This window comes from Pilibacter termitis (assembly GCF_900167335.1).
Lineage (GTDB): Bacteria > Bacillota > Bacilli > Lactobacillales > Streptococcaceae > Pilibacter > Pilibacter termitis.
This window is the reverse complement of sequence record NZ_FUXI01000019.1, coordinates 14,466-26,868: the sequence shown is the minus strand read 5'-3', so window position 1 is coordinate 26,868 and position 12,403 is coordinate 14,466. Positions and strand designations below refer to the sequence as shown.

General features: G+C 40.5%; 7 protein-coding genes. All 7 read left to right on the top strand.

Translation table 11 applies throughout. The annotated features are described in order from the left end of the window. The first annotated feature begins 318 nt into the window (after positions 1-318). The 7 genes from B5D30_RS13700 (at position 319) to B5D30_RS08340 (ending at position 11,906) form a co-directional block, all read left to right on the top strand. Entirely contained in the window at positions 319-489 is a 171-nt protein-coding gene (locus B5D30_RS13700) for a hypothetical protein (RefSeq protein ID WP_159443271.1), read from the top strand. Positions 490-561: 72 nt separating this feature from the next. Further along, positions 562-1,644, top strand: a complete 1,083-nt coding sequence (locus B5D30_RS08365; RefSeq protein ID WP_200806721.1) for an ABC transporter ATP-binding protein — start codon at positions 562-564, stop codon at positions 1,642-1,644. Beyond that, positions 1,644-2,585, top strand: a complete 942-nt coding sequence (locus tag B5D30_RS08360; RefSeq protein ID WP_078807618.1) for an ABC transporter ATP-binding protein — start codon at positions 1,644-1,646, stop codon at positions 2,583-2,585. The genes B5D30_RS08365 and B5D30_RS08360 overlap by 1 nt, the downstream gene beginning before the upstream one ends. Beyond that, positions 2,585-3,544 carry an oligopeptide ABC transporter permease gene (opp4B, locus tag B5D30_RS08355; RefSeq protein ID WP_078807617.1) on the top strand — a complete coding sequence of 320 codons (960 nt, stop codon included), beginning with the start codon at positions 2,585-2,587 and terminating at the stop codon, positions 3,542-3,544. The genes B5D30_RS08360 and opp4B overlap by 1 nt, the downstream gene beginning before the upstream one ends. Positions 3,545-3,557: 13 nt before the next feature. Continuing rightward, complete coding sequence (locus B5D30_RS08350; protein ID WP_078807616.1) at positions 3,558-4,505, top strand: ABC transporter permease; 948 nt, start codon at positions 3,558-3,560, stop codon at positions 4,503-4,505. 66 nt (positions 4,506-4,571) lie between these two features. Next, entirely contained in the window at positions 4,572-6,350 is a 1,779-nt protein-coding gene (locus B5D30_RS08345; protein WP_078807615.1) for an oligopeptide ABC transporter substrate-binding protein, read from the top strand. Between the two features lie 633 nt (positions 6,351-6,983). Next, complete coding sequence (locus B5D30_RS08340; RefSeq protein WP_144399543.1) at positions 6,984-11,906, top strand: Ig-like domain-containing protein; 4,923 nt, start codon at positions 6,984-6,986, stop codon at positions 11,904-11,906. The last annotated feature ends 497 nt before the right edge of the window (positions 11,907-12,403 follow it).

Here is a 12,403-nt window from a genome sequence, read left to right as displayed (position 1 = left end):
TTTAATTTAGCCTAATGAAAAGGAACGGTGTTATATAAGGGTCGCATTGGAATTTTCAGAAAGATTATGAATCTATGAAAATATTTCTTGCTTTTTCTTTACCAAATCTTTATACTAAATAAATAACGGCTTTAAAATATTTTTAAGCTAAAGGGTACCTCTAAAAACTCCGCTTAAGACTAAATTCGCTAGTTTTTCTTGTTTTCTAGGAAATCGACGAAAACTATGTGGTTCATAGAAAAGCGAAGAAGTGCGTTAAGGAGTTTGCAACAGTGAGCCACAACGTTTATTTACTCAAAACGTAAGTTTTGAGCGTTGTTGCGAACAGTTGCCAAACTCCTGCACTTCGTAGCTAGACATAGAAAAGCGAAGAGGGGCGTTCAGGAGTTTGTTGCAGTGAGCCATGCCATTTACTTGCCTGAAGCAGAGCTTCAGGTGGCATTGCGAACAGCGACCAAACTCCTGCCCCTCGTAGCTAGACAAGGTTGAGGAGATTGACAAAGAAAATCGGAAAACTAGCAATTTAGGATAAGTGCGAGTTTTTAGAGGTGCCCTACAAATATGTTTTTGGAAGGGAGTAAGTTTATGCCAGAAGATAAGCAAATACTGGAAGTGCAAAACTTACATTTAGGTTTCAGAATCAAGGACGACTATTATGATGCAGTGGATGACGTGAGCTTTACGCTTGAAAAAAATGAAATCCTTGCGATAGTTGGCGAAAGTGGATGTGGGAAGTCAACACTTGCCACAGCGATTATGGGGTTGCACGATCCATTACATAGTCGTGTAAGCGGGCATATTTTATTTGACAATCAGGATTTAACACAGTTAAACGAAACGTTGTATAACAACATTCGTGGGAATAAAATTGGGATGATTTTCCAAGATCCGTTGTCAGCATTAAATCCGCTTATGCGTATTAGTGATCAAATTAGCGAGAGCTTGAGCTACCACAGGAAAGAGTTAACAAAAGAACAGCGTTATGATCGTGCGATTGAGTTATTAGAACAAGTGGGGATTCCAAATCCTGCACGTGTGGCACGACAATACCCTCACGAGCTTTCTGGAGGAATGCGTCAGCGTGTGATTATTGCGATTGCGATTGCTGCTAAGCCGTCGATTATTATTGCAGATGAGCCGACAACAGCTCTTGATGTGACAATTCAAGCACAGATTTTGGATTTATTGCGTGAATTGCAAAAAGAAACAGGGGCAGCGATTATTCTGATTACGCACGACCTTGGTGTAGTGGCGGAGACTGCTGACAAAGTAGGAGTAATGTATGCAGGACAGTTTGTAGAATACGCGACAGTAGAACAACTATTCAACAATCCAAAACATCCATACACTCGTTCTTTGCTAAACTCTATTCCGCAAGAGGACTCTGAGCAAGAGGAACTGCACGTTATCGAGGGAATCGTGCCAAGTCTGAAAAATCTTCCGAGAAAAGGTTGTCGCTTTGCACCACGTATTACGTGGATTGATGAGAGCGAACATGAGGAAGACCCACAACTGCACGAAGTAGAAGAAAATCACTTTGTTAGGTGTACTTGCTACAAACATTTCCATTTCAAAGACGCTGACGTGGAAGAGTTGGAACATCGCAAAGAAATTGCAAAAGAATTGGCGAAGGAGGAAGTGTAGTGAGCGAATTATTACGCATTGAAGATTTGAAAATACACTATCCAATTCGTAGCGGTTTTTTCAATCGTGTGACGGATTATGTGTACGCAGTTGATGGTGTAGATTTCGTCATTGAAAAGGGGAAAACATACGGACTTGTAGGGGAGTCTGGAAGTGGAAAGTCAACCATAGGGAAAGCAATTGTCGGACTGGAGAAAACGACAAGCGGAAAAATCACGTATGAAGGGCAAGATGTAACGAAAAAATCTGTTCGCAGACACTTGAACTACAACAAAGACGTGCAAATGATTTTTCAGGATTCCATGAGTAGTCTCAATCCGAAAAAGAGAATCGTTGACGTGATTGCTGAGCCTATTCGCAATTTTGAGCGTTTAAGCGACCAAGAAGAAAAGCAAAAAGTACGCAAACTCTTGGATATTGTAGGTATGCCAGATGATGCACTTTACAAATATCCACATGAATTTTCTGGCGGACAACGTCAGCGTATTGGTGTGGCACGTGCAGTAGCGACCAATCCAAAATTAATCGTTGCAGATGAACCAGTTTCAGCACTCGATTTGTCTGTTCAAGCACAAGTGTTGAACTTTATGAAACAAATCCAAGAAGAATTTGGCTTGAGCTATTTATTCATTTCACACGACTTAGGTGTGGTGAAACATATGTGTGACAACATTGCCATTATGTATAAAGGACGTTTTGTTGAAATCGGAACACGTGAGGACATTTATTTGCGACCGCAACATATTTACACGAAACGATTGCTTTCTGCAATTCCTCGTATTGATGTTGCCAATCGTGACAAACACATGGACAATCGTCGTAAAGTTGAAAAAGAATACCAAGAAAGTCAAGGCGATTATTATGACTCAAACGGTCGTGTATTTGACCTGAGTAGTCTAAGTCCAACACACCAAGTAGCATTGAAAAGGGGTGGAGCATAATGTGGAAAACAATTTTACGTCGTGTTGTGTTGATGATTCCTCAGATTGTGATTTTGAGTATTCTCGTCTTTATATTGGCAAAATTAATGCCGGGAGATCCGTTTGCAGGGAATTTCAATCCGAACGTAACACCAGAAATTCTCGCAGAATTAAAGGAAAAAGCAGGGTTGAATGACCCTTGGCCAACGCAATACGCTCGCTGGATAACCAATATTTTCCATGGAGATTTAGGGCGTTCGTTTATCTACAAGCTAGATGTTACAACGATTCTAGGGCAACGTATTCCAAATACGATTTCTCTTTCTCTGCTGACTTCGATTATCACCTATCTCATTGCTTTGCCGTTAGGGATGTTGGCAGGGCGATACGAAGATAGCTGGTTGGATAGAATCATTGGCGTTTACTCTTATTTGACGTTTGCAATTCCTGTATTTATCTTTGGTTTGCTTATGCTCTTCTTATTTGGGTATAAATTGCAATGGTTCCCGACAGGAGGCTCAGTAGATATTGGGGTAGCAGCAGGATTCCCAACGATTCTCAATAAGTTCTATCATTTATTGTTACCTGCACTTACGCAAGCGATTCTTGCTACCGCAGTAACCATTCAGTATTTGAGAACTTCCGTGATTGATTCTAAAAAATTAGACTTTGTCCGTACCGCACGCAGTAAAGGAGTGCCGTCGAATAAAGTTTACACACGTCATATTTTTAGAAATGCCTCACTACCTATTGCCTCAACACTAGGTTTTGAAATTTCTTCGTTAATTGCAGGTTCTGTCATTATTGAGAATATTTTTGGTTTCCCGGGTATTGGGCAACTCTTTATTTCTTCAATAGGTCAAAGGGACTACGCGGTGATTACGGCACTTATCTTAATCTTAGGTATCGTAACACTTGTCGGAATGCTTATTAGTGACATTGTCATGAGCATTGTAGACCCTAGAATTAGAATACAATAAACGGAGGAGAGCTATGAGTAAGAAAATAAAAAAAGCAAGCAACTCCTCACAAACTGAGGAGCAAACAGAAGTTTCACAACCGCCAATGGGCTTTAAAATGATTTGGCGTGAATTTACAAAAGATAAATTTGCAATGGGTTCACTTATTTTGCTTGTTTTACTATTAGTTGGGATTTTTGTTGGTGCGATGATGTTCAACCAAGAGTCTGTTACCACTGTAAGTATCTTTGACAAATACGCACCACCCGGAGCGGAAAAATCAGAGTTTGCAGGGGAAACATTTCTGCTTGGTGCAGATGAGGGCGGTCGAGATGTCCTTGGTCTTTTGCTTATTGGTGCGAGAAATTCCATTATGATTGGTTTTGCGATTACGATTACCACTTCGCTTATCGGATTGTTTGTCGGGATTGTCTCAGGATATTTTGGCGGACTCGTAGATACCATTTTAATGCGAATTGTTGATTTCGTGCTGATTTTGCCGATTACCATGATTATTATTGTACTTGTATCGGTGATTCCAGATTACAATCCAGTGACGTTTGTCGGGGTTTTGAGTCTCTTTTACTGGGTTGGGAAAGCACGGCTTTTCCGTAGCGTTACGCTTTCTGAAGTGCGGCGAGATTACGTTAGTGCAAGTAAGATTATGGGGACAAGCACGATGAAAATCATTTTCCGTGAAGTCACACCAAACTTGAGTTCGCTTATTATTACCAACTTAACCATGAATTTCGCAGGAAATATCGGGATTGAGACAACCTTGACGTATTTAGGTTTTGGATTGCCACCGAAATTCCCGTCTCTTGGAACGTTGATTGCCTATGCGGCAGACGGAACCGTATTGCAAGAGTATCTTTGGGTATGGCTACCTGCATCAATACTTATCGTAGTAATGATGCTTAGCATAAATTACGTTGGAAATGCAATCAAGCGTAGTGCTGATGCACGCCAACGTCTTGGATAATTTATCCAACATTCGACTATCATTCTTCGGATGAACAAACTATTTAGTTAAAGGAGGAAAAAATGAATGAATAAGAAAGTTGTTACCCTACTGTCTGTTATGGCAGTGTCTACCTTAGCACTTAGTGCTTGTGGAGGTGGATCGAGCAAAAAAACGGCAAAGGATACGCCAAAAGAAGAGTTAAAATTGCCACACGCTGTGAGCAATAAGGACAAAGCAATTGAAGGTGGAACACTTGATATTGCAGTAGTAAATGATGCACCATTCCAAGGATTGTTCTCGCCAGCGTTCAATAGCGATAACTATGACTATTGCTACGCACAACCAACAGGATTTGGTTCTCTGTTTTCAATTGATGAAAACTTTAAACTTACCAATGACGGTGTAGCTAGTTTTAAATATGACAAAGAGAGCAAAACTGCGACAGTTACACTAAAAGACGGCATTAAATGGAGCGACGGGAAACCTTTGACTTCTGATGATTTAATTTATACTTACAAAGTCGTTGCGGATAAAGATTATGACGGAGTTCGTTACTCTGATATAATCAACATCGAAGGTGTCGAAGACTATCATGCTGGAAAAGCAAAAGAAATTTCTGGTTTGAAACAAGTGGACGACAAAACAATTGAAATCAAATTCTTGAGCAATAACCCGGGTGTGTTGCAAGGAGCTGATTTCCTCACATATGCTATTCCAAAACATCAGTTAGAAAAAATTCCAGTGGCGAAAATGTCTTCTAGCCCAGAAATTCGTGAACATCCATTGAGTTTCGGACCATATGTTATTTCAAAAGTAGTAACAGGTGAATCTGTTGAGCTTGTGCCAAACGAGCATTACTATGGAAATAAACCAAAATTGAAAAAAATTGTTGAAACCAACGTTTCTTCTAAAACGATCATTGAGTCAATGAAAGCGAAGAAATATGACTATATTTACCAAATGCCAACAGATACTTATACAAAATATAAAGACATTAAAGGCTATGAAATGCTTGGTAAAGTAGAAATGGCTTATACTTACCTTGGATTTAAACTTGGGAAATACAATGAAGAAAAATCTCAAAGTGATTACAATCCAGAGGCAAAAATGGCGAACAAAGAATTGCGTCAAGCAATGGGCTATGCGGTTGATAACGATGCAGTAGGGAAGAAATTCTACAACGGTTTGCGTGAAAATGCAAATGCGTTAATCATTCCGCCATTTAAAGATTTCCATGCGTCAAAAGAAGAAGTTCCGGGATATAGCTTGAACGAGAAAAAAGCGAAAGAATTGCTTGATAAAGCTGGATACAAAGATACAGACAATGACGGTTTGCGTGAAGATCCAAAAGGAAACAAATTGGAAATTAAATTTGCTTCAATGTCTGGTGGAGAAACTGCTCAACCACTTGCGGATTACTATATCCAACAATGGAAAAAAATTGGTTTGAACGTGACACTTTCAACAGGTCGTTTGCTTGATTTCCAATCATTCTACGACAAAGTGCAACATGACGATCCAGAAATTGACGTTTATCAAGCTGCATGGTCAACAGGTAGCAATCCAGAACCAAGCGGATTATGGGGACCAAAAGCTCAATACAACTATACTCGTTTTGTATCAGAAGAAAATACAAAATTAATTGAAGAAATCAATTCTGAAAAAGCATTTGATGAAGCATATCGTAAAGAAAAATTCATCGAATGGCAAAAATATGCTGCAGAAGAAGCATTTGCGATTCCAACACTTTACCGTTGGGGTGTTACTCCTGTAAGTGAACGTGTGGTTGGTGTGGATATTACTTCAACAATCACATTAAACGAACTTTGGGAAAAAGTCGGGGTATCGAAAGAGAGCCGTTAAAAACTGAAGAAATTAATAAGCCTGCGAGGGAAACCTCGTGGGTTTTTTGTTGTAAATATGTCTAAAATTTATTTATCAAATATCTGATAGGAAATATGGGCACCTCTAAAAACTCACATTTACCCAAAATTGCTAGTTTTCCGATTTACTTCGTCAACCTCCTCAACCTATGAACCACATAGCTTTCGTCGATTTCCTCGAAAATCGAAAAACTATCTAATTTTGGCTTAAACGGAGTTTTTAGAGGTGCCCATATAAAAAAATGAGTTACTTTTCTGTCCTCAAATTTTTCTCCGTTTTGGAAAAATGTGAAAAAATAAATTGTGGATAATAATTTAAGTAATGTTATTTTATAAAAACTAAAATTCGTAAGTAAAAAGTAAAATATTTGAATACGTTGATAAAAAATCAAAAAGCTAATAAAAGTTGTACGAATATGGTTATAAAAATTTAATGAGAGTTCTCATTTTCAAGTTTGCTATTAAAATTGCTGTTGAACAATTTATAAAAACGGTATATATTTACTTTGTGTTCAAAATGTGTCTAAAACTTGAAAGAATAACGGAAGAAATGTGACGTTTCGAAAAATAGTCGATTTTTTCTTCTTGACGAACAAAAAGTGTGAGAAAGGGTGTGAAAAGAATGGAAAAAGGAAAATGTAAGCTACTTGCAATCGGTGGTGTGTTTTGTATTTTTATCTTACTAGCACTGCACTCACAAGCGAGTTTGTTGCCTAAATTGTTTGGCTTGGAGCCAAATGAAACGGGGTATTCTTTAACACTTCAATCGTTCAAGGATAATGTCGCAACGGCAACACTTCAAATTGAAACGGTGGAAGATGAAGAGTTTACGCTAGTGATTGACAACGGGGTGCTTGACGAAAAAGAATTGCTTACTTCCTTGCCAAGTGAAGTGAGGAAACATTTTTCCATAGTAGCAAATAAGGACAATCAATACACAATCACAACCACACAATCAAAGAAAAGTTTAACGATTTCGTTTGAAATCGTAGCAAATAAAGGTGCAGAAAATGTAAAAATTTTACTTCAACGTGGCGAAACGATTCTCGCAAGTGCGAGTAGAAATCTCAAAACGCAGACGAAGAAAATCACAACGAGAGCGATAATGCCTAAGATGATTTCCTTACCTACGGCGACAAATTCAGCAACGGTTAGCACGTGGGCGGGTTTTGCGATTGCCTATAATGACAATACGGTTGATGAAATTGTGATAGACGGGGAATTGGTGAGTACGACAACTGCCAATTCTCAGTTACTACTTCCGAGAAGTGAAAGTCTCGTGATTAGGAGTAATATCCCGAATGTTCGTAGGACACTGAAAGTGACGGACGGCAATGCAGACGGAAATCAAAGGCGTGGTTTTCTATTAAGTGCAGCGAGCAATTCTGCACCTAAAAATCTCTATCTACAAGATATAGAAATCGAGTCGACAGGAGGAGCGAACTGGTCGTTTATCCGTGCCTCAGCAAACGCTACGGATATTTCTGGGTGGAATATTTATCTGGATAACTTTTATTTTAGAAATGCTCTTGGAACGACTAATCCACCAAACTCCAGACTTATTGGCGGGAATATCAATGGAAATACTGTGACAAGCACGAGTGCAACGGTTGAACCAAATCAAGTAGAGCTTTCTGGCGATTGTTTTATTCGTGGGAATACTACGGCAGGTGGCGTGATGATTCGTGCAAAAAGCGTCAAACTTTATGACGCTGATATTCAGTGGGCAAATAGTGCAGGCAACCAAAGCCTTTTCGTGCAAGCACAAGATGCCTTGACCATTGAAAATGCGGTAATCGGGACAAACCAAGGAACCGGTGGAACTGTTTTCTCAGCAGAAAAAGCGATTACGGTGAAAAATGTAGATGTTTTGCGAGAATGTGTAGCGAGTACGGGGACGAATTATCACCAACAAGGAACGATATTTTTTGCAGGCAAGCACGCAAGTTCGACGAGTAACACGTATGATACAACGAATTTAAGCGGAAATGTAGAGTTGGAAAACGTTCGACTTGGCTCAAGCAAGAGCGAAATTCCAATGAATTTGCAAGTAAATGCGATAGCAAAAGGAAAAAATGTCAAGGTGAAGAAATTTTCTACTATTGACGACAAACCGATTCTTCTAGCGACAACGGGAACGTTATTCAAAGGAACGAGTAGCATTGAGATAGATGAGTCAAACCTCATTTGGAAAACGAGTGGCACCAATTCAGCAGACGGCATATTTGCCACTGATGCGTTTGGGGTAATTGATATAAAAAACTCTACGTTAAACGGGAAAGACAATGGCAATGCAAAACTTACGAAATCGTCATCTAAACAAATGGAGCGAGTGAGTTTTGAGGCAACGAAACTAGATTTGACTTCGAGTTATTTAGGGTTTGCCATTATAAGTAGAGTGATGAAAATCACAAACGGAAGTGTTGTGCGAGGAGAGTTTACGAATACAAGTGGCAGTCCGAGTGGTTTCTGGCAATATGATTCTGGAGGATTTGAGTTTGAAATTTCTGGAAAAAGTGATGTAGAAATGACATTTGCCAATAATGGACGTGCGATTGATGTAGACTACGCAGCAAGTGCTCCTAATAATGATTATCCAGCAAATTCAGCGACTCAACTAGGAACTGTTCGGATATTGGGTGACCCAACTTTAGCAACGACAGAAAACAATACAAAATTTGTATTCAAATCGAATACGCAAACCGGTGTGGGTCAAGGAGAATCAGGGATTATCCGTATTAGGAACAGAGCAAACAATATTAATCAGTCAAACGTTAGTGGAAAAGTAGATGTAGAAGTGAAAGACTATGCGACGTGTAACGGAGTAGATGATTCCTCTGGACGAGTGAACAACCTAATCGTTATCCAAAGTACGAATGCACGCATGATTGTAGACAACCATGCGAAAATGTTTCTTCATTTAGCAGGACAAACGCACAACTTCGCCGCCGCAATTCGTTTCCGCTATTCAGGAGATAGCTTGCTCAATGTGAAAAATGGAGCATTGCTGAGTGTAGTGAAAACCGCAGGAGGTTCTCCAACAATCCGCATGAATGGTTATGGCAATGAAATCAGCGTTGAAAGTGGCGGAAAGTTTTATGTAGAAAATGTAGGAGACCAAACAGCGAGAGACGGAACTGCCACATACAGTTCAACATGGAGTGGTGCAGGAAATCAAGCGATTGTTTTCATAGGAAATGATGAAAGTGCAGCTGGAGCAGCAGGACCTAGTAAATTTACTTTGACAGGAGAAGAATCACTGGTCAAACTTGTTGCGAATTATGGTCCGGGGCTTGATAGCGGAGGTTCGATTGAAGTAACACAAGGGAGTGGAACGCAGTTTGAAGTCATTGGTAATACAGCAGGAAGAGGAACTGGCTCGGGAGTTTTTAGAACGGCGAACGGCTCATTCAAATTTGCTATGACAGAGCCAAGTTATTATAACTTTGAAAACAAAACAACGACCAATGTAGCAGCTGGACGTTTGCTCTTTTCAAGTACTTCAAGCAGTAGGTACAATCCAGTCACGTTCTTTGATAGCACCCATTCATTTCTTTCTATCTGGAACAAAGGAAATGTGAGTGGTACAGCAGATCATAATTTTTATGACAAGACAATGGATTACCAACTCAGCACTTCGGAGTATATTGCGACAAACTTGTCACCGATAAGTATACAAAATCTATTTAATTCGACTGCTCCAGTCGGTGCCACACCGTACCGCCGTCTAAGTGCCAACAACAACGAGGCGGAACCTGTCTGGTTTGCACAGCCGACAAACGCAGATAAATCTATTTTTATCAAAACAAAAGTACGTGAGGCAAGTGATTCTGAGGGCAATCCGCTTTATCGCTCTGCGATGACAGGAGAAGTTCACGCAAGTGTTTTACTGAAATATCCAGACGGAACCTACGAGGCGAAAGTCGGTCACTCCGTAGAAAATGGCACAATGTACGGAAGTAGCATAGACGGACTGATCAAAATTAACCTCAATCAATTCTTGCCCGCAGGAACAGAAATAACGATCGTTGATATGTGGCGAAGTGATTCGGTAAATGCGAACGCACCAAGTGGATTGATTACAGACAGAGCCAAGATAGATGCAATCGGTACAAAAATCGTGCAAGACGTAACACCGCCAGAAACTCCGAGAGAGATTAAAGGGCAAAAAGATACGACAGATGATGTATTGAGTAATGCAAGCGATAGAATTGTCGGGAAAGCTGAGCCAAACAGCGTGATTGCAGTGAAAGTAGACGGCAATTGGCTTATGCAAAAAAATAACCCGTCCGCCTTGTTGACGACAACGACAGACGCAAGTGGAAATTTCTCACTTCAGCTTGAAGAGTATTTACCGAAAGGAAAATATGTAGACATCTATGCCAAAGATACCGCCGATTTGTCCTCGGGAGATTGGAGTGTAGTAACACCACCAAACAGCTATACAACTACTCCAAATGGAGTAGACGGAAATTTGGTTTTTGACGTTGGAGCAAGTGACGTTCAGCGAGAATACCATGACGCTGTCGGAGCAGAGAAATTTAGCGTTGCAGCAAGAGTTTGGGTGAAAGACGTTGTCGTAGAGAGTGCGATTGTGCAAAAAAGTTTGGAAACGTACAGAAATGGTGTGCAAGTGAGCAATGTGCAGGTAGGAGATGTCATTCGCTACAAAATAACTGCAGCCAATGCTCAATTAGTCGACCAAGCTGTAAATGCTCCAGAGATTTTTGACGTGTTAGACAGTCATCTTCTCGTCAATCTAGGCGAGTTAGATGCCAAGCTAAACGGGAACTCATTGCCAAGCAGTAGTATTATCTGGGATAATGCTACACGCACATTGACTTTAAGAGGTTATGAGAATCAAATCTGGGGAGCAGGAGACACGGCTATATGGGAATTTTCGGTGAAAGTCGGAGGCGGTGCGGTAAATTCTATCATTAAAAATACTGCAAAATTAAAAGGTTTCACAGGTCGCTGGATTGACGGGCCAATCTCGCTTGGACAAGTGGGAGGAGATAAAGAATTTTTCATCAGCCAGACAAACGAAGTGAAAACCCTAACGATATTCGGCACGCTTGAAATTTTAGAGGCACCGAAAGTCATGGATTTTGGAACGAAAACCATTAGCACGCTAAATGAAACGTACACTTTGCCACAATATAAAAAGCAAGACTTAACAACTGATGCAGATTTGATAGTATCAGACTCAAGGGCGAGCAAGCAAGAATGGAAAATGACAGCAAAACTGACAAGTCCATTCAAACACGCTTATGACCCTGCGAGGTATCTAAATGATGTATTGTATTTCCAAAAAGGAGTCGGTATTCCTCCGATACTTATCACAAGTTCAGGAGTAGAAATTTACACCAATCCAACAGACACAAGCGGAAATGCTACCGTAGAAACAACGATTAGCTCAGATTGGCGAACACCCAACGCACAAAAAGGTTTTCTACTAAAAGTAGACCCTAGAAAAGTAACAGCAATAGGCGAATACCAAGCAGAAGTAACTTACACCCTTGAATCAACGCCATAGAAAAGCGAAGTGGGGCGAATTGAAGTCTGTGGCAGTGAGCCGTGCCGTTTATCTACTCGAAACGTCAGTTTCGAGCGGCACTGTGAACAGCCACCAGACTTCAGCCCCACGTAGCTAGACAAAGAAAAGCGTAAAGGGGCGTTCAGGAGTTTGTCGTAGTGAGCCACAGCATTTACTTGCTGCTACACTTCGTTTCGCATACAGTCTTTCTAAGAATCAAAGATTCTTGAAAGACTAGCATTGAAACGTTAGTTTCAAGTGGCATTGCGAACAGCGACCAACTCCTGCCCCACGGAGCTAGACAAGAAGAAAAGCTAAGAGGGGCGTTCTGAAGTTTGCAACAGTGAACCACGTCGTTTATTTACTCGAAACGGTAGTTTCGAGCGACGTTGTGAACAGTTGCCAAACTTCAGCCCCACGGAGCTAGACAAAGAAAAGCGAAGAGGGGCGTTCAGGAGTTTGTCGCAGTGAGCCACAGCATTTACTTGCTGGAAACA